This is a genomic window from Xanthobacter oligotrophicus, from assembly GCF_008364685.1.
GTDB classification, from domain to species: domain Bacteria; phylum Pseudomonadota; class Alphaproteobacteria; order Rhizobiales; family Xanthobacteraceae; genus Xanthobacter; species Xanthobacter oligotrophicus.
In genome coordinates this window covers 146207-167633 of the sequence record NZ_VTTL01000008.1, presented here as the reverse complement: position 1 = coordinate 167633, position 21427 = coordinate 146207, and the positions used below count along the sequence as shown (strand labels likewise).

The window sequence follows — 21427 nt, the reverse complement described above, 5'->3', positions numbered from 1 at the left end:
GGCGGTCGGCAGGCGACCGGCGTCAGTCGGCGAGGCCGCGATAGCCGCCGGCCCAGTAGAGCAGCGGCTGCGCGCTCTCGGTGATGCGGGAGGCCACCACCCGGCCGATGACGATGACGTGGGAGTGCCGCTCGATGGCGTCCTCCAGCTCACAGTCGAACGCGGCCAGCGCATCCGCCAGCACCGGCGCGCCGGTCGTAAGCCGGGTCCAGTCGGCGCCCTGGTAGCGCTCGGGGCCCTTCAGCCCGCCCTTGCCGGCGAACTGGTCGGCGATGGGCTGGTGGTGCGGGCGCAGCACGTTGATGGCGAAATTCCGCTCCTTCAGCAGCGGGGCGAAGGAGGAGGAGCCACGGTTGACGGCGATGAGCAGGGTCGGCGGCTCCACCGACAGGGAGGTGACCGAGGTGGCGGTGAGCCCGGTGCGCTCGTCCCCGGTGCCGACCGTGAGCACGCTCACGGCGCCGGCCAGCTTGCGCATGGCGGCGCGGAAGGCGAGCGAGGCGTCTGGCAGCTCGGGGGCAAGGGTGGGGGAGGCGACGGGAGTATGCGCGTTCATGAAAATGGCCTTCTGGTCGGCGCGCGGCGGCGCCGGGGCGTTCGGGAGCCTCCGGAGCAATCCGGAGTGCGTCTGGTGGAAAAAAGGATAGACAGCGGCCAGCGCCATAGTCAATAAACTCGATGAAGTTTATTGAATTAAAAGGCAGGCCGGAGCCGGCGCATGGCGGCGGCTGGCGCGCCTTCAACCGGAGCCCATCCATGTCGAGTGCCGAAGCCGCGCCTGCCGAGACCACCCTCACCCCGGCCGAGGCCGCCAACGTGCTGTGGTTCCTGCCGACCCATGGCGACGGGCACTATCTCGGCACGTCCCACGGGGCGCGGGAGGTGACCCTCGGCTACCTCAGGCAGATCGCGCAGGCGGCGGACCAGCTCGGCTATTACGGCGTGCTCATTCCCACCGGCCGTTCCTGCGAGGATTCGTGGATCGTCGCCTCGGCGCTGGTTGGCCTCACCGAGCGGCTGCGCTTCCTGGTGGCGGTGCGGCCCGGCCTGCTCTCGCCCGGCGTCGCAGCGCGCATGACGGCGACGCTGGACCGCATCTCGGGCGGGCGGGCGCTCATCAACGTGGTCACCGGCGGCGATCCGGAGGAGAACAAGGGCGACGGCTTCTTCGCCGACCACGCCGAGCGCTACGAGATCACGCGGGAATTCCTCGACATCTACACCCGCCTGCTGAAGGGCGAGGAAGTGACCTTCACCGGTAAGCATCTTCAGGTGGAGGGCGGCAAGCTGCTCTATCCGCCGGTGCAGCAGCCCCATCCGCCGCTGTTCTTCGGCGGCTCCTCCGCCCCGGCCCACGAGGTGGCAGCGCGGCAGGTGCAGAAGTATCTCACCTGGGGCGAGCCGCCCGCGCTGGTGGCCGAGAAGATCAAGGACCTGAAGGCCCGCGCCGCGGCGGTGGGCCGCGAGCTGACCTTCGGCATCCGCCTCCATGTCATCGTGCGCGACACCACGGCGGAGGCCTGGGCGGCGGCGGACAAGCTGATCTCCTACATCGACGACACCACCATCGCCGAGGCCCAGAAGGTGTTCGCGCGCATGGATTCGGAAGGCCAGCGGCGGATGAGCGCCCTGCACGGCGGGCGCCGCGACAAGCTGGAGGTGAGCCCCAACCTGTGGGCCGGCGTGGGCCTGGTGCGCGGCGGCGCCGGCACCGCGCTGGTGGGCGATCCCGCCACCGTGGCCGAGCGCATCAAGGAGTATATGGCGCTGGGCATCGATACCTTCGTGCTCTCCGGCTATCCTCACCTTGAGGAAGCCTATCGGTTCGGCGAAGGGGTGCTGCCGCTGCTGCCGCTCGCCTCGGGCACGGGCGCGCCCGGTGTGTCGGCGAGCCATCGCGGCCCGTTCGGCGAGATCATCGGCAACACCATCGTGCCGCAGGAGCGTCAGCGGTCAGCCTCCTAGAACGTTTTCCGTTCGCTAGGGCGAACGGCAACCGCTCTGGTGCGTTGTGTTGACGCGTTTCTTCACGCGAACCGGTATCCATTTCGCTCGAAAACGCTCCAGGGGCGGGCCGGGCCTGGAGAACGCTGGATGTTGAACCTGAGGGACGGGCGCAAGTCCGTCATCGTCGTGGGCGGTGGCTTTTCCGGCACGCTGTTCGCCCTTGCCGCCTCCGCGCAGGAGGGGCTCGACGTGGTGCTGGTGGAAAGCGCCCGCACCGCCGGGCCGGGCCTTGCCTATGGCGCGTGCGGGCCGTTCCATCTGCTCAACGTGCCGGTGGCGCGCATGGAGGTGGGGCTGAAGCCCACCTTCACGGAATGGCTGGGGCAGTCGGGCGCCGACCTCACCGACGCCATCGCCGAGGCGGGCGGGGACCTGTCTCAGGCCTTCGTGCCCCGCGCCCTGTTCGGCGCCTATCTGACCGCCCGGATGAGGGAGGCGCTGGCCACCCGCGGCGACCGGCTGGTGCGGCTGCGCGGCGAGGTGGTCCATGTCACCGACCGGCCGGCGCCCTCGGTGCAGCTCGCCGACGGGCGGCGGGTGGAGGGCACCCATGTGGTGCTCGCCACCGGCAATCTGCCGCCGAAGCCGCCGCGCTGCCGCGACGGAGGTCTTTATGAAGACCCCCTGTTCGTGCCCGATCCCTGGGCCGGCGAGGGCCTCCACGACCTGCCGCCCGAGGCGCCGGTGCTGCTCATCGGCTCCGGCCTCACCACGGTGGACGTGGCGCTGCTGCTGGACGAGCAGGGCCATCGCGGCCCCATCTGGAGCGTCTCCCGCCACGGACTGCTGCCGCAGGCCCATGTGCGCGGCGGCGCCTTCGAGCCGTTCGTGGACCCGGCGGAGGCGAGCAGCCCGCTGCGCGGCATGCGCCTCATCCGCGCCGCCGTGGCCCGTGCCGCCGACAAGGGCGTGCCCTGGCAGCGGGTGATGGACGCGGTGCGGCCTTCCATCGCCGGCGTCTGGTCCGGCTGGTCCGAGCGGGAGAAGGCGCGCTTCCTGCGCCACGCCCGCGCCTATTGGGACATTCACCGCCACCGCATGGCGCCGCGCATCGCCCGGCGGCTCGACGGGCTGGTCGCCTCCGGCCGGCTGAAGGTGGTGGCGGGGCGCATCGCGGGGTTCGAGCGGGCGCCGGGCGGGCTTGTCGCCCACATCCGGCGCCGGCACAGCGGCAGCGCCCTCACGCTGGAGGTGGCGCGGATGGTGAACTGCACCGGCCCGCGCTCCGATTTCCAGAGCTTCGCCTTCCCGCCGTTCGACGGGCTGCGGGACAGCGGCCGCATCCTGCCCGACGCCCTGGGCCTCGGCCTTGAGACCCGAGGCTCGGCGGTGCTCGATCGCTACGGCCACGCCAGCGACTGGCTGTATGCGCTCGGCCCGCTGGCCCGGCCCGCCTACTGGGAGGTGACGGCGGTGCCGGAAATCTCCGTGCAGGTGCACCGCCTGGTGGAGGACCTCGCCCGGCCCGCCGGCCGCGACACCCTGCCGCCGGAGCGCCTGATGGCGGATTTCGTCAATCTCGGCGAGGGCATCTGAGAGCCTGTTTGGAAATTTGAAAAGGCGCGACCGCAATCACCCTCGTCATGCCCGGCCTTGACCCGGAAGTCGGCTGTTGCCGACTTCCGTTTCTGAGAGCGGAACCCGCAAACATGCGGGTTCCGGGCATCCACGCCGCGCCGCTTGCGCTCGCCTCCGAAAGTTCGGCCCAGCCTCTCCGCGTGGATGGCCGGGTCAAGCCCGGCCATGACCGAGATAAAGCGCTTGCGAGGGCAACAGGCGCTCATCCGAGCAAATTTTCAACAGGCTCTGAGCCTTCGGGCCGGGGGGCATCAGCGGCCTGAGGGGCGGCGGGCTCATTCGGCCGGCGCGAAGCCCTTGCCGTCGCGCCCTTGGCCTTCGCGCACCGGCCCGCCGCGATACACCAGGTAGCCGAACAGCAGCACGTCGCCGAGGACCACCAGCGAGGTTACCGCCGCCACCGGGTCGGCGGCGTCGTGGCCCAGATGGACGGCGGCCACGGCCACCGTGAGCACCGCCGTGGCCAATGCCCAGATCAACACCTGGAGCCGGGCGAGGCGGCTCGTGTCGAGGGCGGGGCGCCGCTCGTAATAGATGCCGAACAGAAACAGGCTCACCCAGCCGAGCAGGTTGAGATGCGCGTGGGCGGGCATCACCGAGGTGTCGTGCGAGGCGGCCATGGCGATGCCCATGAGCATGCCCGTCACAACGAAGATGACGGCGAAGCGGAAGGCGAGGGTGGATGCGTTCATGGATGCGGTCATGGGTTTCCCCCTGGCTGGGTCCGGCGCATCCCGCTCTTGCCGGCGGGTGGGCCGTGGGCAGGCGGAAGGCATGATCGCGCGGCCCGGCGGGGCTGCCGTCCGCCCCGGAACCGGGTGCGAAGCCTTCCGCCATCAAGCCTAGCACGGTCACGCCCGCGCTTTTCCGTAGCCGGGTGCGGCTGCCGCAAGGACGAACGGCTATTCCTGCCGGTGCCCTTGGAGCGGCCATTGGGGCGACCGTGCAGATCTACCCCTGCCTGCGTCGGGCGAGCGGAGCGGCTTTCACATTTCCGCGATGTCGTTCACCGGAAAAGTGTGGCGCAAAGGCCACCCCGCAGCGCAGCAATGGTGGTACATCGCTGCCCATAAGGTCTTGGCGCCGCGCCATCCGCTTGCCCTTGGGCGCAGGCGGTGAGGCGGCGTTAACCTTAACGCCACCTAAGCCAGATTCAATGCAACGGACACGGGGCGAAACCCGCGCCCCGGTTCGCGCGTTGACGCGTGCAGAGATTCGTTTCGTTCCGAGTGGACAGACCATGGCCCTGAAGTTCCCCCCGGCAGATCATTCCTCGACGCCTGAACGCCTCACCCGCCGCCTGTTCGTGCTCGGCGCGCCCCTGGCGCTCGCCGCCTGCGTGACCAATCCGCCGCCGGCGCCGCTCAGCCGGTCGGCCATGATGTATGGCCCGGTGGAGGGCGAGCCCTTCCCGGTGGACGAGGTCGACCTCTCCGAGGTGGATCCCCGCTTCCTGCGCCAGGAGGTGCCGGCGCCCGCGGGCTTCGCGCCCGGCACCATCCTCGTCGATATCAACGAGCGCTTCCTCTATCTCATCGGGCGGGACGGCAAGGCCATCCGCTACGGCGTGGGCGTGGGCAAGGAGGGCTATTCCTTCCGCGGCTGGGCCACCATCAAGCGCAAGGAAAAGTGGCCCCACTGGACCCCGACCGCCAACATGGTCCGCCTCCAGCCGGCCCGCTACGGACCCTATGCGGCCGGCCTGCCCGGCGGCGAGACCAACCCGCTCGGCCCGCGCGCGCTCTATCTCTACGACGGCGACCGCGACACCCTGTTCCGCATCCACGGTACCATCGAGCCGTGGAGCATCGGCCAGCAGGTGTCCTCCGGCTGCATCCGCCTGCTGAACCAGGACATCATCGACCTCTACGAGCGCGTGCCGCTCGGCACCCGGGTCTATGTGAGGGGCTGAGGGGCGGCTCGCCTTTTGGGTGGGCCTAGTCCGGCGTGCCTTTCACCCCCGTCATGCCCGGCCTCGTGCCGGGCATCCACGCGGTGCCGCATGCGCGATGCCCCGAGATCGCTTCCGGCCCCTCGGCGTGGATGGCCGGAACCTGCGTGTTTGCGGGTTCCGTTCGTAAGGACGGAAGTCGGCAACAGCCGGCTTTCGGGTCGAGCCCGGCCATGACGATGCCAAGAACCTCAGTGGTCGGCGAGACCCCGACCGGTCGCATTTTCAAACACTCTCTGGGGCGGAGAGGGGGCACAATCTCCCCCCAAACTTGCCGTTCCGTCCCCCGTCCTCTAAGACGCCCCAACCCTTTGAAGATACCGGGACGGGCTCCCAATCCCCATGGCCAAAGAATTCAAGCCGAAGGCGCGGCTCCCCCGCGGCCTCGTCGATCGTACCGGCGCGGAGCTGTCCGCCACCCGCGCCATGCTGGAGAAGATCCGCGCCGTCTACGAGCTGTACGGCTTCGAGGCGCTGGAGACCCCGGCCTTCGAATACACCGACGCCCTCGGCAAGTTCCTGCCGGACCTCGACCGCCCCAATGAGGGCGTGTTCTCCCTGAAGGACGACGACGAGCAGTGGCTGTCCCTGCGCTATGACCTGACGGCGCCGCTGGCCCGCTACGTGGCCGAGCATTTCGAGCAACTGCCCAAGCCCTACCGCTCCTACCGGGCCGGCTACGTCTTCCGTAACGAGAAGCCCGGCCCCGGCCGCTTCCGCCAGTTCATGCAGTTCGACGCCGACACCGTGGGCGCCCCCTCGGTGGCCGCCGACGCCGAGATCTGCATGATGGCCGCCGACACCCTGGAGGCGGTGGGCGTGCCCCGCGGCGCCTATGTGGTGCGCGTGAACAACCGAAAAGTGCTCGACGGGGTGATGGAGGCCATCGGCCTCGGCGGCGATGAAAATTTCGGCCGTCGCCTCACCGTGCTGCGCGCCATCGACAAGTTCGACAAGTTCGGCGTTGAAGGTGTCGAACTTCTGCTCGGCGCCGGCCGGCGCGACGAGAGCGGCGACTTCACCAAGGGGGCGGGCCTAAGCCAGCGCCAGAGCGCGGTTGTGCTGGCCATGCTCACCGGCAAGGGCCTGCGCGCCACCGATGTGGGAGTTGAAGTCGAACTCGACGGTGATGTGGAACTCGCGGCAGCCTTGGCGTCCAATTCCGCCTTCCTTGAAGGCATGGCCGAGCTGCGCGACATCGCCGCGCTGGTGGGTGCGGCGGGCTATCAGGACCGGGTGAAGATCGATCCCAGCGTGGTGCGCGGCCTGGAATATTACACCGGCCCCGTCTACGAGGCCGAATTGACGTTTGAAATCAAGGACGAAGAGGGGCGCCCGGTGCGCTTCGGCTCGGTGGCCGGCGGCGGGCGCTATGACGGCCTGGTGGCCCGCTTCCGCGGCGAGAAGGTGCCGGCCACCGGCTTCTCCATCGGCGTCTCCCGGCTGCTGGCGGCCCTGGCCTTTTTGGGAAAAATGGATGCAGTGGAAGGGGTTGGCCCGGTCGTGGTGCTGGTCATGGACAAGGAGCCGCACCGCCTCGCCGACTATATGAAGATGGTCGCCGACCTGCGCGCCAACGGCATCCGGGCCGAGATGTATCTGGGTGGCGGCGGCATGAAACCGCAGATGAAATATGCCGACCGGCGCGGCGCGCCCGCGGTTATCATCCAGGGATCAAACGAGAAATCGGCGGGCGAGGTTCAGATCAAGGACCTCGTGGAAGGCGCGAAGATCGCCGCCTCCATCGCTGACAATGCGGAATATCGCGCCGCTCGCCCGGCCCAGTTCGCGGTGAAGGAGGAAGACCTCGTCGCCGCCATCCGCGACGTGCTGGAACGCCGCGCCGCACCTACGCTGGGGCTTGCGGACTGAGCTTTCCGGACCGGTAGCCGAGGGAAATCCCCTAGCGATCTCAAGATCTTGAATGAAAAGGGCCGGGGTGCCTCTTCCCCGGCCCTTCCTGTTTTCACAGATAGGCGAGGCGCCGGTCGCGGCGGCGGTCCTGCACCGGCTGGTAGGCCATGCGGGCATGCACGGTGCAATAGGGCGTGCCCGGATTGCTCTTGCCGCCGCAGAAATGAAAGCTCTCCGTGCCCGGCTCGCCCAGGGGCCAGCGGCAGGTGGACTCGGTGAGGTTCATGATGGTGCAACGCTGCGCCATGGGCACCACGTTGTCGGACGCCTTGGGGGCGGGAGCCGGAGCCGGCGCCTCTTCCGGCATGTCCTCCGGCTCGGCCGCGAGCGCGGTGTTGCCGATGGTGGCGGGGCGGTTGGGACGGGCCTCTGGCCGCTCAGGCCGGTCCGTCTTGCTGCGCGGGCGGGCCGGCGCCGGGGCTGGCGACTTGGCCCGGCCGGACAGGCCCAGCCGGTGCACCTTGCCGATCACCGCATTGCGGGTGACTTCACCCAGTTCGGTTGCAATCTGGCTCGCGGAGAGGCCTTCGCTCCAGAGCTTTTTCAAGAGTTCGACGCGCTCGTCAGTCCAGCTCATCGCTCTTCTCCATTTGCCGCATTTGAAAGCCACCGGCGCCAGCATCCGCCGGCGTCGCGTGGGTGGGTCCGGAGCCCGTGCTGGACCTCGGACGACGGCCGGCGAAGATGCGTCGGCCGAAAACGAGGGCGCCGGAATACGCGCGGCGCCTGGAGTCCGTCCGGTCAGGTCGCGACCTGATCGGTAAAACCGGCCTCTTTTCATCACGTTGGAGACGGAATGGTCGATCAGGCATTTCAACCTGAACCGATCCGGCTCCAAGCCAACCAGCCCCCCGATCATGCCGGGTGGCGCGTGAAGCCGGACTCCTTCCGCGTTCCCGCACGCAATCCGCGCGCGGGTTCGGCCCGGCTCTGCAAGGTCCTGGAAAATCGTCCCTGGCGTCCCTCGCGCACGACATCTCGTGGCTGACGAGGAACAACCTACAATATGGCTGGTGCGCACAACAGAGTCGGCAATGGCGTCAAGGCCGTTTTCCCCAGCTCCTTAAGGCTTCGTTAATGCCGCAGGTTCCATTGCGCACCCTTGTGCCGTGAAAACTTGCGCCGGAAAACTTGCGCGAGGTCAAAGAACCGGCTCCGGCGGCGCATGAGTTGACCTCTCGCGCATGATCATTAGAATCCGCAGCTGTCGGGCCGCCCCCCGCTTGGGCGGCCTTTTTTGTTTGCGACGCGCCGGTTGTCGCGTTTTGTTCGTCAACCGGTGCCACCTCAAGGGGAATGAACCCTTTTTGGGAGGATTAAAGTGATCACCGCCGTTCTGCCGACCTATGCGCGCATCGACCTCGAATTCGAACGGGGGGAGGGCTGCTGGCTCGTCACGACGGACGGGCGACGCTTTCTCGATTTCACCGGCGGCATCGCCGTTAATGTGCTGGGCCACGCCCATCCCTATCTCGCCGAGGCGCTCTCCGAGCAGGCCCGGAAGCTCTGGCACACCTCGAACCTGTTTCGCATCCCCGGCGGCGAGCGGCTGGCCGACCGCATCAAGGCGGTGACCTTCGCGGACACCATGTTCTTCACCAATTCGGGTGCGGAAGCCCTCGAGTGCGCCATCAAGATGGCCCGCAAGTACCAGTATGCCAGCGGCCATCCCGAGAAGAACCGCATCGTCACCTTCGAGGGCGCCTTCCACGGCCGCACTCTGGCGACCATCGCCGCCGGCGGCAACGCCAAGTATCTGGAAGGGTTCGAGCCGGCCATGCCGGGCTTCGACCAGGTGCCGTTCGGCGACCTGGGCGCCGCCCGCGCCGCCGTGACCGCCGAGACCGCCGCTATCCTGGTGGAGCCGGTGCAGGGCGAGGGCGGCGTGCGCGTGCCCCCCTCCGGCTTCCTCAGGGGGCTTCGGGAGCTGTGCGACGAGAAGGGCCTGCTGCTGGTGCTGGACGAGGTGCAGAGCGGCGTCGGGCGCACCGGCAAGCTGTTCGCCCACGAATGGGTCGGCGTCATCCCGGACATCATGGCGGTGGCCAAGGGCATCGGCGGCGGCTTCCCCATGGGTGCCTGCCTTGCCACTGAAGAGGCCGCCAAGGGCATGACGCTCGGCACCCACGGCTCCACCTATGGCGGCAACCCGCTGGCCATGGCGGTGGGCAATGCGGTGCTCGACCTCGTGCTCGCCGACGGCTTCCTCGACCATGTGAACGCCATGTCGACGCGCCTCGTGCAGCGCCTGGCCGAACTCAAGGACCGGCATCCGTCCATCATCGCCGAGGTGCGCGGGCAGGGCCTGCTGCTGGGCCTGCGCGCCAACGTGCCGGCGGCGGACCTCGTCACGGCGCTGCGCGAGGAAGGCCTGCTTGCGCCCGGCGCCAGCGACAATGTGGTGAGGCTGCTGCCCCCGCTCATCGTGAGCGAGGAGGAGGTGGGCATCGCCGTGGATAAGATCGAAGCTGCCTGCCGGCGGATCGAGGACCGCCTCGTCGCCGCCCCGGTGCAGGGAGCGGCGGAATGAAGGGGAACGGCGTGCGCCATTTTCTAGACTTGTCCGAGATCCCGGCCGAGGAGTTGCGCCGGGTTCTCGATTTTTCCAAGGACCTCAAGGCCCGGCGCAAGGCCGGCGAGGTAGACCGGCCGCTCGCGGGCAAGACGCTCGCCATGGTGTTCGACAAGCCCTCCACCCGCACCCGCGTGTCGTTCGACCTCGCCATGCGCCAGCTGGGCGGCGACACCATCATGCTCACCGGCCAGGAGATGCAGCTCGGGCGTGGCGAGACCATCGCCGACACCGCCCGCGTGCTGTCGCGCTTCGTCGACGCCATCATGATCCGCATCCTGGACCATGACGACCTCACCGAGCTGGCCAAATACGCCACCGTGCCGGTGATCAACGGGCTCACGCGCATCTCCCATCCCTGCCAGGTGATGGCGGACGTGCTCACCTTCGAGGAGCACAGGGGCAACATCACCGGCCGCTCCGTGGCCTGGACCGGCGACGCCAACAACGTGCTGGCGTCCTGGGTCCATGCCGCCCAGCGCTTCGATTTCTCGCTCAAGGTCGCCACCCCGAAGGAGCTTTCGCCGCGCCAGGCGCTGAAGGACTTCGTCAAGCGCACCAAGGCGAAGGTGAAGTTCATGCGCGATCCCGAGGAAGCGGTGGAGGGCGTGGACTGCGTCGTCACCGACACCTGGGTTTCCATGGGCGACAAGGAGGCGGAGCGCCGCCACAACCTGTTGAAGCCCTATCAGGTGAACCGCGCGCTCATGGCGCGGGCCGACAAGGACGCCATCTTCATGCACTGCCTGCCCGCCCATCGCGGCGAGGAGGTGAGCGACGAGGTGATGGACGGCCCGCAATCGGTGGTGTTCGACGAGGCGGAAAACCGGCTGCATGCCCAGAAGGGCATCCTGGCCTGGTGCTTCCACGCGGCGGGCGAGTAGCAGGCGCCGATCACCGGGGCGACCTTCGGGGCGGAAAGATCCGGAACGATGGCGGTTGGGCTGGTCTGACGGACCGATCCGGCGGCCATCTTCCGCCGGCGGGGTCGGGTGCCTATATGCCGGCTCAACCCTTTCGGGCGGGATGGCATCTGGCCGGCGCAGCGGCGGCCGGGATTAGCGGCTATGGTCAGCGACCAGCGGCCACAATCGGCGGCCATGATCGTCTTGCCCGGCCCATCGTTTCGAGGAGTCCCCCCATGAGCGGCGAGCAGTCCCGCGGCGAGCAGTCCCGCGGCGAGAGACACGGCACCACCCGCCGGGCCGAGGCGGCGCAGGACGACATCGTCACCGCCTTCCAGGTGGATGCGCTGGACCTGCGCGGGCGCACCGTGCGTCTCGGCACCACGCTGGATGCCGTGCTGGCGCACCATGATTATCCCGCGGCGGTGAAGCGGGTGGTGGGCGAGGCGGTGACGCTCGCCGTGCTGCTGGGCTCGTCCCTCAAGTTCGAGGGCCGCTTCATCCTGCAGACCCAGACCGACGGGCCGGTGGACATGGTGGTGGCGGACTTCGTCACCCCCGACAAGATCCGCGCCTATGCGCGCTTCGACAAGGAGGCGCTGGCGGAAGCCGAGCGGCGCAACGAGACATCGCCCGCCGCCCTCATCGGGCGCGGCCACCTCGCCATGACCATCGACCAGGGCATTTCCGCCAACCGCTACCAGGGGGTGGTGGCGCTGGACGGCTCTGGTCTGGAGGAAGCGGCGCACGAATATTTCAAGCAGTCCGAGCAGATCCCCACCCGCGTGCGCCTTGCGGTGGGCGAGGAGATGAAGGCCGGGGGCGCGGCCTCGTCCTGGCGGGCGGGCGGGCTTCTCGCCCAGTTCCTGCCGAACGATGCTTCCCGCTCCCGCATGTCCGACCTGTCGCCGGGCGACGCGCCGGAGGGCACTGCCGTCCACGCGGTGGACGAGGACGACGCCTGGGTGGAGGCGCGATCCCTCGTGGCCACCCTGGAAGACGTGGAACTGATCGACCGTGACCTCTCCAGCGAGCGGCTGCTCTATCGCCTGTTCCACGAGCGCGGGGTGCGGGTGTTCGATCCCTCGCCCATGGCGGCCCACTGCTCCTGCTCGCGCGAGCGGGTGTCGGGCGTGCTCGCCTCCTTCTCCAGCGAGGAACGGCACGACATGATCCAGGACGACGGCCACATCGCCGTTACCTGCGAATTCTGTGGTCGCGTGTACAAATACAGCGCCGAGGAAGTCGTCGGCGAGCAGCCGGAGGCCTGAGGCGCGCTACGGCCGCTTTTTCTCCCGTGGGAGAGGGGCATCCCCCGGCCGCGCCGGGGGATGAGAAGGGCGGCGCGGCCTAGAGCGTTTTTCGCTCGCTCCGGCTCACGGAAATCGCTCTAGGTTGTTGTGTTGACGCGTTTTCTTTACGCGAGCCGGTATCCACTTCGCTCGAACACACTCTATCCGCGCCGCCGCGCCATATAGGCGCGCCAGCCGCCGAGCGCGGTGATCTCCTCGGCCCGCTCCACCGCATGGGCCTCGCACAGGAAGCCGGGCACTTCGCTGCCGTCCTCCAGCCGCACCTTGCCGATGCCGAGCGGCGCCGGGATGCGGGAGACGAAGCGGCCGAAGGCGGCGGGGTCCAGCGCCCAGACCTCCACCTCCAGCCCCGGCCCGGCGAAGCCCGGCGCGCGCACCACCCCCGGCTTCTGGGGCGTGGTGTCCGGCAGCACGAACAGCCGGTAGTCCGGCGCGGTACGGCAGCTCTTCACCAGCACGCCGCCGGCCTCCGTAAGCTCCGGATTGAGCGGCATGCCGGAGAGATGCGCGCCCACCACGGCGATGGGCACGGCTTCCGGCGGCTTGGTTTCGGACGGGCGATGTCCGCTGAGCGGCAGATCGGTCGTCATGAGCTTTCCCTCAGCTTTCGTCACAGGGCTTCGAGCACGCAGACCACATCGCCGGACCGCACGGTGCGGCCGGGGACGGCACGGATCTCCCGCACCCGCCCGGCGGCATGGGCGGTGATGGAGATTTCCATCTTCATGGATTCGATGATGGCGATGGTTTCGCCTGCGGCGACCACCGTCTCCTCCTCCACCAGCACCTTCCAGACATTGCCCGGCACGTTGGCGGACACGCCGAAGCAGCCGTCCGGCATCTCGCCCTCACTGAAGGGGCCGGCGCCGTCCTCCACCACGAAGCTGTCGAGCCCTTCCGCCTTCCAGCGGGCGCGCTCGGCCTCGAAGGCCGCCTGCTGGCGGGCCTTGCCGGCGGTGATCTCGCCGGCATTGGCGGCAAGGTTCGCCGCGTAGTCGGCATAGGAGAAGCGGCCGTCCTCGATGCGCACCGGATAGGCGCCATGGGGGAAGGCCTCGCGCGCTTCCATCAATTCCTGATGGCTCACGGGGAAGAAGCGGATCTCGTCGAAGAAGCGCAGCAGCCACGGGGTGCCGGGCTCGAACGCCTTGGTGGACCGCCACGTGTTCCACATCTGGATGGTGCGGCCGAACAACTGGTAGCCGCCCGGCCCCTCCATGCCGTAGATGCACATGTAGGCGCCGCCGATGCCCACCGCGTTTTCCGGCGTCCAGGTGCGGGCTGGATTGTACTTGGTGGTGACGAGGCGGTGGCGCGGATCGATAGGCGTGGCCACCGGCGCCCCGAGATAGACGTCGCCGAGGCCCAACACCTGGTAGCTGGCGCCGAAGATGATGTCCTTCACCGCCTGCTCGTCTTCAAGGCCGTTGATGCGGCGGATGAACTCGATGTTGGACGGGCACCACGGCGCGTTGGGCCGCACCAGTTCCTGATACTTGCGCATGGCAAGTTCCGCCTGCGGGTCGTTCCATGACAAAGGCAGGTGGACGACGCGGCTCGGCACCACCACGTCCTCGGCGCGGGGCAGGCCACTCTCGATCTCGGCGAGGGCGTCGAGCAGCTTGGCGCGGGGCATAGCCGCGCCATCGTAATGGATCTGCAGCGAGCGGATGCCGGGGGTGAGGTCGATGATCCCCGGCAGGCGCGCTTCCCCCACCGCCTGTGCCATCAGGTGGGCGCGCAGGCGCAGGGCGATGTCGAGGTGCATGTCGCCGAACTCGACCAGCAGGTTGTCGTCACCCTGCCGGCGGTAGACCACGCCCACCGGCCCGTCGTCCCGCCGGGCGAGGATGGGGGAGCCGGTCTCCTCCGGCGCGCCGATGACCATCGGGCCGGCGATAGGGTCCTGCGGGCGGGGCAGCGCGAAGAAGCGCACGGTGTCGCCGGGCTTCAGCTGACCCATCTTCCACTGCTCATCGCGGGCGATCACCGCCGGGCAGACGAAGCCGCCCAGCGAGGGGCCGTCCGGGCCGAGGATGATGGGCATGTCGCCGGTGAAGTCGATGGCGCCGATGGCATAGGCATTGTCGTGGATGTTGGAGGGGTGGAGCCCCGCCTCGCCGCCATCGGTGCGGGCCCAGCGCGGCGTCGGCCCCATGAGGCGCACGCCGGTGCGGGCGCTGTTGAAATGCACCTCGTAGGTGGCGTCGAACAGGTCGGCGATGTCGTCGTCCTGGAAGAAGTCCGGCGCGCCGTGGGGGCCATAGACCACGCCGATGCTCCACTCCCGCGTCAGCGGCGCCGGAGCGCCGGGCGCATGGTCCGGAACCTGTGGGCGTGCGGCCTTGGGCGCGAGGTGGAGGGCATCGCCGCCCTTCAGGGTGCCGGTGGCATGGCCGCCGAAGGCGCCCAGCGCGAAGGTAGCGCGCGAGCCCAGCACCACGGGGGCCTGGAACGCACCATTGACCGCCAGATAAGACCGCTGCCCCGGCCCCGAAATGGCGCCGATGGACAGCACCTGCCCGGCCTTCACGGGGAAGGCCGCGTCGTGCGGGGCGGGGATGCCATCCAGCGCCGCCGGCATCAGCGCGCCGGAGAGGGCGACCACCGCATCGTCGTGGAAGCGGAGCGTCGGGCCATTGACCGTCAGTTCCAGTGCGCACGCGGTCTCGGCATTGCCCACCAGCGCATTGGCCCGGCGGAACGAATATTCATCCATCGGCCCGGAGGGCGGCACGCCCACGTGCCACAGGTGAAGCCGCCCGGGCAGCTCCTGAAGGCTGGACTGGGCGCCGGGAACAATCACCTCCACGCTTTCGGGCCTGAAAGCGAAGTCCTTCAGCGCGGTGGTGGCCACCTTGGCTGACGCCAGCAATTCGGACGCGGCGATTGCGCGCAGATACTGCAGGTTGGTCTCGATGCCGCAGATGGAGGTGCCCGCCAGCGCCGCGTTGAGGGCGGCGATGGCGGCGGGGCGGTCCTCGCCCGTGACGATCACCTTGGCGAGCATGGGATCGTAATAGGGCGTCACCTCGGTGCCGGTCTCGATCCAGCCGTCGATGCGCGCGCCGGCCGGGAACTTCACCTCGGTGAGCAGGCCCGCCGAGGGCTGGAAGTTGGCATGCGGGATCTCCGCATAGACGCGCACCTCCATGGCCGCGCCCTTCGGCACGAGCGGACCGGCGGCGGATATGGGATCTTCCCCGGCGGCCTGGCGGATCATCCATTCCACGAGGTCGATGCCGAACACCGCCTCGGTGACGGGGTGCTCCACCTGCAGGCGGGTGTTCACCTCCAGGAAGTAGAATTCCTGCCGGGCCGGGTCGTAGATGAACTCCACGGTGCCGGCGCTCTCATAGGCCACGCTCTCGCCCAGCTTCACGGCGGCGGCGTGCAGGCGCGCGCGAACGTCGTCGGAGAGCAGGGGGGCAGGGGTCTCCTCCACCACCTTCTGGTTCCGGCGCTGGAGCGAGCAGTCGCGCTCGCCCAGCGCCACCACGCGGCCCTTGCCGTCGCCGAAGATCTGCACTTCCACATGGCGCGCCTCGGCCACGAAGCGCTCCAGATACACCCGCGCATCGCCGAAGGAGGCGCGGGCGGTGCGCTGGACGCGCTCGAAGGTGTCGGCCAGCTCCTGCGGGGTATGGCACAGCTGCATGCCGATGCCGCCACCGCCGGCGGTGGACTTCAGCATCACCGGATAGGTGATGGCCTCCGCCGCCTTCAGCGCTTCTTCGGCGCTGTCGAGCAAGTCGGTGCCCGGCAGCAGCGGCACGCCGGAGGCTTTCGCCAGCGCACGCGCCGTGTGCTTCAGGCCGAAGTCCTTCAGGTGCTCGGGCTTGGGCCCGATAAAGCGGATGCCCTCATCGGCGAGGCGCTGGGCGAACGCCACGTTCTCCGACAGGAAGCCGTAGCCGGGATGCACCGCCTGCGCCCCCGTCGCCTTGCAGGCGGCAACGACGGCGTCCACGTTCAGGTAGCTCTCGGCGGCCGGCGCCGGGCCGAGGCGCACCGCCTCGTCCGCCTCCAGCACGCCGCGGGTGAAGCGGTCGGCGTCCGAATGGACGGCCACCGACTTGATGTTCATGGCGCGGAGCGTGCGGATGACGCGCCGCGCGATCTCGCCGCGATTGGCGATCAGGACCTTCGTGAACATGGATCAGCCCTCCTCGCCGGCGAAGACGAGGACCTGGATCGGCGTCGGGTTGAAGCCGTTGCAGGGATTGTTGATCTGCGGGCAGTTGGAGATGACGACGAGCACATCCATCTCTGCCTTCAGCTCCACATAGTCACCGGGGCCAGAGATGCCGTCCACGATGGCCAATTCGCCCGAGGGCTCCACCGGCACGTTCATGAAGAAGTTGATGTTGGGCACCACGTCGCGCTTCGACATGCCGTGCTTCATCACCTCGATGACGAAATTCTCGCGGCAGGCGTGCAGATACTTCACCTGGTGGCCGAAGCGCACCGTATTGGCCTCGCACGAGCAGGCGCCCGCCGAGGTGTCGTGCCGCCCGCAGGTGTCGGCGGTCACGGTGAGCATGAGGTTGCCCTCGGAGGAGATCAGCTTGGTGCCCGTGGACACATAGGCCGAGCCCTGCACCCGCAGCGTATCCTGCGAGGAATAGCGCTCGGAGAAGTCGTCGGCGCGGTAGAACAGGGTGTCCACCGCCTGCTGGCCTTCCAGATCCACGATGCGCACGCTCTCGCCCTTCTTCACCACGCAGGAGAAGGGGGCGTTGGCCGGCACGAAGTAATCGGCAATGGCGGTGGAAGCATCCCGCACGGGGGTCGCGAAGAACTTGCTCATGTCAGCCTCCCCTCAGCGTGCGTTGTTCTCGAAGCCGCGGACGGCCTCGATGGTGGCGGTGCGGCACAGGTCGTCCGCGGCCGGCGCGGGCGCGCGGAAGCGGATGGCCTCCACGGCGGGCGGCGCGTAATCGGGCGCCGGGTCGAGGGGGTGGGGGCAGTTGGACAGGGCGACGATAAGGTCCATCTCGGCGCGCAGGTCCACGAAATCGCCCGTCTGCCGCTTGCCGTCCAACCAGTGGAAGCGGCCTTCTGCATCGGTGCGCACGGGCGCGAAGAAGGTCAGGGCCGGGGGGATGTCGCGCTTGTCGTAGCCGAGCTTGCCGGCGGCGAGGATGAAGTTGTCGCGGGTGTTGCGCAGCACTTTGTCGCCATAGTGGGCGCGGTTGGAGGCGGCCGTGGAGCCGCCCACCAAAGCGTCGTGGAAGCCGGTCGTGTCCTCGATCAGGGAGAACATCACCCGGCCCATGTCGGAGAACAGCACGCGGCCCTTGCCGAGGGCCGAGGTCCACTGGACCTTCACCGTGTCGGCATAGTTCAGCCGCTCGGTCTTGTCGCCCGCCGCCCAGGCGATCATGGAGACCGCCGCCGGACCATCGGGCAGGCGGATGCGCAGGGCCTCGCCGGCTTTCAGCGGCGTCGACCAGTACCAGCCGCCGGGAAGGGTCTCGGCGTGGATCACGGCGCCTTCGGAGATGGGCGCGCCATCGCGCGGCGTCGGGCCGGGCAGGGCCTTGGGCGCATGCTTCTGGCCGGCGGCCTTCAGCTCTGCATAGCGGCGGGTGTTCTCTTCGATGAAGAGGCGGGTGTCCTCGGTGACGGTCATGGCGTGTCTCCTCAAGCCGTCTGAAGTGCCGGGTCGTCCCGGCCGGGTCCCGAGGGAATGGCCGGGTCGTCCCGGCCTGGGGTGGGTGAAACCTGCCTGGTCTTGCCGGCGATGCGGGTCGGCCAGACCTCGATGTCCTTGGCGATGGTGGCGCCGTAGCGGGCCTTTTCCTCGGGCCGGTTGCGGCGGCGCTCGAAGGCGATGATGCGGGTGGCGAGGGTGAACGCCTCCTTCAGGTCGTGGGTCACCATCACCACGGTCATCTCGCAGCTGTTCCACAGCTTCAGCATCAGCTGGTGGATGTCGGCGCGGATGCCGGGGTCGAGCGCGCCGAACGGCTCGTCCAGCAGCAGGATCTTGGGCTTGCGCATGATGGCCTGCGCCAGCGCCAGGCGCTGCTGCATGCCGCCGGACAGCGCCGCGGGGTATTTGTCCTCGGCGCCCTTCAGGCCCACTTCCTCGATGAGGGCACGAGCCTCCTCCTCCACCTGACGGCGGCGGGCGCCGAACAGGCGGCCGATGAAGGGGGCTTCCTCCATCTCGGCAGCGAGCACCACGTTGCCCAGCACGGTGAGGTGCGGAAACACGGAATAGCGCTGGAACACCACGCCCCGGTCCGCTCCCGGCTCGCGGGCGATGGGCTTGCCGTCGATCAGCACCTCGCCGCGGGTCACGGTCTCTTCCGAGAGCAGGATGCGCAAAAAGGTGGTCTTGCCGCAGCCCGAGGGGCCGACGAGGGCGATGAAGGAGCGGGGTGCGAAATCGAGGGAGATGTCCTCCAGCACGATCTGGTCGCCATATTCCTTCCAGAGGTGGCGCACGGCGATGGCGGTCATTTCGCGGCTCCGAACCAGGGGAAGAAGAAGCGGCGGGCGCGCACCAGCGCGAAATCCATGGCCACGGCGAGGAGGGTGATCCAGGCCACGTAAGGCAGGATCACATCCATGGCGAGATAGCGCCGCACCAGGAAGATCCGGTAGCCGAGGCCACTGTCCGAGGCGATGGCCTCCGCCGCGATGAGGAACAGGAAGGCTGGCCCCAGCGACAGGCGAAGGGCGTCCATGAGGCGGGGCAGGATCTGTGGCAGCACCACGCGCAGGGCCATCTGCCAGGTGGAGGCGCCGAGCGTCTGCGCCTTGATCATCTGCTCGCGGGGCAGTTCCTCCACCCGCATGGCGAGGTCGCGCACGAGGTAGGGCGTGATGCCGATGGTGATGAGCGCGATTTTCGAGGCTTCCCCGAGGCCCATCACGATGAACAGGATGGGCAGGAGCGCCAGCGGCGGCACCATGGACACCATGGCCACGAACGGCGCGAGGAAGGAGCGCACGATGGGGAGCATGCCCACGAGCACGCCGATGAGGAGGGCGATGGCGGTGGAGATGGCGAGCGCCGAGAACAGGCGTTCAAGGCTCGCCAGGGTGTCCGACCACAACAGGTAGTTGCCGGTGCGGGCATCCGCGGTGAAGGCCACCTTGACGATGGCATCGCCTAGCGACACGAGGCTCGGCAGCAGCTTGTCGTCGGGGTTCGCGGACAGGCGCTCGGCCGAGCCGAGCACATAGGCGAGGATGACGAGGGCAAAGGGCAGGATGGCGAGGAACAGCGCCGTTCCCCGATCCGGCCTGACGTTTACAAGGCGCATCAGCGCTGCTCCGAAAATTGGGTTGGATGGCAGTCCAACTGGACCGCAGGGGCTCCCTCTCCCGCTTGCGGGGGAGGGCCGGGGAGGGGGCATGCGCGCAGAGGGCGAACGCTGCTGCATAGATGACCTTGGAACGGGGGAAGCGACGCGTGCCGCCCCTTCCTTCGTCATGCCCGGGCTTGTCCCTGAAGTTGGCTGTTGCCGACTTCAGCTTCTGAGAACGGAACCCGCAAACATGCGGGTTCCGGGCATCCACGCCGTGCCGCTTGCACCGTGTTCCGGAGCCGCTCCCGCCGTGGGCCGGTGGATCCTCCGGTCAAGCCGGAGGATGACGGTGTTTCACGAAGGGGGCGGTTCGAGCGGGCGCCCTCAGAGCTTGCCGTCGGCGGCGAGCGCCATCCAGGTATCGACGAAGCGGAACTTCACGTTTTTGGCGTCGCCCAGCACCTTGCCGTCGGCCAGCGCGATGCCCACCGCGTCGGCGGACTTGGCGTTGGAGCCGAGCAGGTTCTTCTCGAACAGGAAGGAGCGCACCCGGTCCATGGTGGTGCCCACGGCGGGGGAGCGCACGAATTCCACCGCATCCGACGCCTTGGCGAAGAGCTTGGTGGCGGCAAGCTGGCTGTCGAAGCCGGCGAGGTCCGAGCCGGAGGCCTTGCCCATGGCAGCCCGCGCCGCCTTGCCGGCCTCGGTGTCGGCGGTGAAGAGGGCCGTGGTCTCGTACCAGATGCCGGCCAGGGCCCTGCCGAAGTCGGGGTTGTCCTTGAGCGTGTCGGAATTCGCGACCATCAGGTCCATGATCTCGCCGGGGATCTTGGAGCTGTCGAACACGTTGTGGGCGTTCTTGTCGGCGAGGATCTCGGAGACCAGCGGGTTCCAGGTGACGACGGAGGTCACGTCCTTGGTCTTGAAGGCGGCGACCATGTCGGCGTCGGAGGTGTTCACCACCTTCACGTCGCGCTCCTTCAGCTTGATGCTTTCAAGGGCGCGGGCGAGCAGATAGTGGGAGACGGAGAACTCCACCAGGTTCACCTTCTGGCCCTTGATGGCCGAAAGCTCCTTCTTGCCCTTCAGGATCACGGCGTCGTTGCCGTTTGAGAAGTCGCCGACGATGACGGCGGTGGTGTCCACGCCGCCGGCGGCGGGCACGGAGAGGGCATCCATGTTGGTGACGGTGAGGGCGTCGAAGGCGCCGGCCGTGTACTGGTTGATGCTCTCCACATAGTCGTTGAACTGCACGACTTCGATCTTGATACCGTACTTGTCGGCCCACTTCTTCACGATGCCGGTGTCGTTGGCGTAGCCCCATGGCATCCAGCCCACATAGATGGACCAGGCGACCTTGAATTCCTTCTTGGGCGCGGCGGCGGCCGGCTGGGCGGCGAGCGCGAGGCCCACCACGGCGGCGGCGCCGAGGGCGCGGGCGGCGAAGGATTTCAGGCGCTGAGCTGAGAACGAGAACGCAGTGTGCATGTAATTCCCCTTCGTTTCGAACGATTGGGAACTGGCGGAAACCCAAGTGCCGCCAATTCCTTGGCCACTGAGGTCTCCCGGGCTTTTATCCCGCCGTGCACCCGCCCCGGATGTCTCCCGGAGCAGTGGCAGCTCTCGGACCAGCACATCCTTCAGGATGCCGGAACCCTAGCCACCAACTCGTCCTGTTATCAAGCAACGGACGTGCCAGATGATGGTTTTAACAAAATCAATGCCTTGCCGGTTGCTGTTGGCGACCTCGTGCGCCGGACTCGTGCAGATGGGGCTCAATATTTAAGCATAAGTGCCATTCTGTGAGCGCATTGCATACATCGGTACATCCCTGCGGCATGACCGGTTGCGTGCCTCGTCCCCTCGCCATCCGGCTGCGCTTGAGGTAGTCGGTGCAGGCCCGCTTTCGGGGAAGGATGCAG

The 21427-nt window shown here is 68.3% G+C and carries 16 protein-coding genes, 1 pseudogene and 1 riboswitch; of the genes and pseudogenes, 7 read left to right on the top strand and 10 right to left on the bottom strand.

The features are described from left to right. Positions 1-22 precede the first annotated feature (22 nt). Complete coding sequence (locus tag FZ033_RS14730) at positions 23-556, bottom strand: flavin reductase family protein (protein WP_149576870.1); 534 nt, start codon at positions 554-556, stop codon at positions 23-25. A 200-nt stretch (positions 557-756) separates the two neighbouring features. Between FZ033_RS14730 and ssuD the strand changes: the two genes are divergently transcribed. Then, entirely contained in the window at positions 757-1965 is a 1209-nt protein-coding gene (ssuD, locus tag FZ033_RS14725; RefSeq protein WP_149576869.1) for an FMNH2-dependent alkanesulfonate monooxygenase, read from the top strand. Between the two features lie 129 nt (positions 1966-2094). Further along, complete coding sequence (locus tag FZ033_RS14720) at positions 2095-3543, top strand: FAD/NAD(P)-binding protein (RefSeq protein WP_149576868.1); 1449 nt, start codon at positions 2095-2097, stop codon at positions 3541-3543. 317 nt (positions 3544-3860) lie between these two features. Here the strand turns inward: FZ033_RS14720 and FZ033_RS14715 are convergent, their stop codons facing one another. Further along, positions 3861-4289 carry a hypothetical protein gene (locus tag FZ033_RS14715; protein ID WP_232847486.1) on the bottom strand — a complete coding sequence of 143 codons (429 nt, stop codon included), beginning with the start codon at positions 4287-4289 and terminating at the stop codon, positions 3861-3863. A 536-nt stretch (positions 4290-4825) separates the two neighbouring features. Here FZ033_RS14715 and FZ033_RS14710 point away from each other — a divergent pair. Together FZ033_RS14710 and hisS are read left to right on the top strand one after the other, a co-directional pair. Continuing rightward, positions 4826-5497 (top strand): L,D-transpeptidase, encoded by a 672-nt coding sequence (locus FZ033_RS14710; protein ID WP_149576867.1) that lies wholly within the window; start codon positions 4826-4828, stop codon positions 5495-5497. Positions 5498-5878: 381 nt separating this feature from the next. After that, entirely contained in the window at positions 5879-7408 is a 1530-nt protein-coding gene (gene hisS, locus FZ033_RS14705; RefSeq protein WP_149576866.1) for a histidine--tRNA ligase, read from the top strand. A gap of 94 nt (positions 7409-7502) precedes the next feature. Here hisS and FZ033_RS14700 read toward each other — a convergent pair whose 3' ends face one another. Continuing rightward, positions 7503-8027: a GcrA family cell cycle regulator gene (locus FZ033_RS14700; RefSeq protein WP_012113237.1), complete on the bottom strand. Its 525-nt coding sequence runs from the start codon at positions 8025-8027 to the stop codon at positions 7503-7505. Between the two features lie 744 nt (positions 8028-8771). Between FZ033_RS14700 and FZ033_RS14695 the strand changes: the two genes are divergently transcribed. The 3 genes from FZ033_RS14695 to FZ033_RS14685 all read left to right on the top strand — a co-directional run bounded on the left by FZ033_RS14695 (position 8772) and on the right by FZ033_RS14685 (position 12198). Further along, positions 8772-9980, top strand: coding sequence for an aspartate aminotransferase family protein (locus FZ033_RS14695; RefSeq protein ID WP_149576865.1), 1209 nt, complete (start codon positions 8772-8774; stop codon positions 9978-9980). Beyond that, positions 9977-10906: an ornithine carbamoyltransferase gene (argF, locus tag FZ033_RS14690; protein WP_149576864.1), complete on the top strand. Its 930-nt coding sequence runs from the start codon at positions 9977-9979 to the stop codon at positions 10904-10906. Before FZ033_RS14695 ends, argF begins: the two co-directional genes overlap by 4 nt. A 257-nt stretch (positions 10907-11163) precedes the next feature. After that, positions 11164-12198 (top strand): Hsp33 family molecular chaperone, encoded by a 1035-nt coding sequence (locus FZ033_RS14685; RefSeq protein WP_149576863.1) that lies wholly within the window; start codon positions 11164-11166, stop codon positions 12196-12198. 182 nt (positions 12199-12380) lie between these two features. Here FZ033_RS14685 and FZ033_RS14680 read toward each other — a convergent pair. From FZ033_RS14680 to FZ033_RS14650, 7 genes and pseudogenes are all read right to left on the bottom strand, one after another. Further along, positions 12381-12770: pseudogene (locus FZ033_RS14680) on the bottom strand (allophanate hydrolase-related protein); the annotation flags it as partial. Positions 12771-12850: 80 nt separating this feature from the next. Beyond that, on the bottom strand, positions 12851-16396 hold the full coding sequence (gene uca, locus FZ033_RS14675; protein WP_149576861.1) for an urea carboxylase: 3546 nt from the start codon (positions 16394-16396) through the stop codon (positions 12851-12853). Positions 16397-16399: 3 nt separating this feature from the next. Then, positions 16400-17050 carry an urea amidolyase associated protein UAAP2 gene (locus tag FZ033_RS14670; RefSeq protein WP_149576860.1) on the bottom strand — a complete coding sequence of 217 codons (651 nt, stop codon included), beginning with the start codon at positions 17048-17050 and terminating at the stop codon, positions 16400-16402. A gap of 12 nt (positions 17051-17062) precedes the next feature. Further along, a complete protein-coding gene (locus FZ033_RS14665) occupies positions 17063-17875 on the bottom strand; it encodes an urea amidolyase associated protein UAAP1 (protein ID WP_149576859.1) in 813 nt (270 codons plus the stop codon). An 11-nt stretch (positions 17876-17886) separates the two neighbouring features. Beyond that, positions 17887-18711, bottom strand: a complete 825-nt coding sequence (locus FZ033_RS14660; RefSeq protein WP_149576858.1) for an ABC transporter ATP-binding protein — start codon at positions 18709-18711, stop codon at positions 17887-17889. Then, the gene (locus FZ033_RS14655) at positions 18708-19520 is read right to left on the bottom strand and encodes an ABC transporter permease (RefSeq protein WP_149576857.1); all 813 of its coding nucleotides are present in this window, start codon (positions 19518-19520) and stop codon (positions 18708-18710) included. Before FZ033_RS14655 ends, FZ033_RS14660 begins: the two co-directional genes overlap by 4 nt. A gap of 369 nt (positions 19521-19889) precedes the next feature. After that, on the bottom strand, positions 19890-20993 hold the full coding sequence (locus FZ033_RS14650) for a putative urea ABC transporter substrate-binding protein (protein WP_188079498.1): 1104 nt from the start codon (positions 20991-20993) through the stop codon (positions 19890-19892). Between the two features lie 72 nt (positions 20994-21065). After that, positions 21066-21176: riboswitch (guanidine-I (ykkC/yxkD leader) on the bottom strand. Positions 21177-21427 lie beyond the last annotated feature (251 nt).

Excerpts from the sequence above, each read along its gene's own strand:
- FZ033_RS14665 (WP_149576859.1), bottom strand. The coding sequence starts at position 17,875 with ATGACCGTCACCGAGGACACCCGCCTCTTCATCGAAGAGAACACCCGC.
- FZ033_RS14700 (WP_012113237.1), bottom strand. The coding sequence starts at position 8,027 with ATGAGCTGGACTGACGAGCGCGTCGAACTCTTGAAAAAGCTCTGGAGC.
- FZ033_RS14715 (WP_232847486.1), bottom strand. The coding sequence starts at position 4,289 with ATGACCGCATCCATGAACGCATCCACCCTCGCCTTCCGCTTCGCCGTC.
- FZ033_RS14720 (WP_149576868.1), top strand. The coding sequence starts at position 2,095 with ATGTTGAACCTGAGGGACGGGCGCAAGTCCGTCATCGTCGTGGGCGGT.
- FZ033_RS14660 (WP_149576858.1), bottom strand. The coding sequence starts at position 18,711 with ATGACCGCCATCGCCGTGCGCCACCTCTGGAAGGAATATGGCGACCAG.
- uca (WP_149576861.1), bottom strand. The coding sequence starts at position 16,396 with ATGTTCACGAAGGTCCTGATCGCCAATCGCGGCGAGATCGCGCGGCGC.
- argF (WP_149576864.1), top strand. The coding sequence starts at position 9,977 with ATGAAGGGGAACGGCGTGCGCCATTTTCTAGACTTGTCCGAGATCCCG.
- FZ033_RS14670 (WP_149576860.1), bottom strand. The coding sequence starts at position 17,050 with ATGAGCAAGTTCTTCGCGACCCCCGTGCGGGATGCTTCCACCGCCATT.
- FZ033_RS14730 (WP_149576870.1), bottom strand. The coding sequence starts at position 556 with ATGAACGCGCATACTCCCGTCGCCTCCCCCACCCTTGCCCCCGAGCTG.
- FZ033_RS14655 (WP_149576857.1), bottom strand. The coding sequence starts at position 19,520 with ATGCGCCTTGTAAACGTCAGGCCGGATCGGGGAACGGCGCTGTTCCTC.
- hisS (WP_149576866.1), top strand. The coding sequence starts at position 5,879 with ATGGCCAAAGAATTCAAGCCGAAGGCGCGGCTCCCCCGCGGCCTCGTC.
- FZ033_RS14710 (WP_149576867.1), top strand. The coding sequence starts at position 4,826 with ATGGCCCTGAAGTTCCCCCCGGCAGATCATTCCTCGACGCCTGAACGC.
- FZ033_RS14685 (WP_149576863.1), top strand. The coding sequence starts at position 11,164 with ATGAGCGGCGAGCAGTCCCGCGGCGAGCAGTCCCGCGGCGAGAGACAC.
- FZ033_RS14650 (WP_188079498.1), bottom strand. The coding sequence starts at position 20,993 with ATGCACACTGCGTTCTCGTTCTCAGCTCAGCGCCTGAAATCCTTCGCC.
- ssuD (WP_149576869.1), top strand. The coding sequence starts at position 757 with ATGTCGAGTGCCGAAGCCGCGCCTGCCGAGACCACCCTCACCCCGGCC.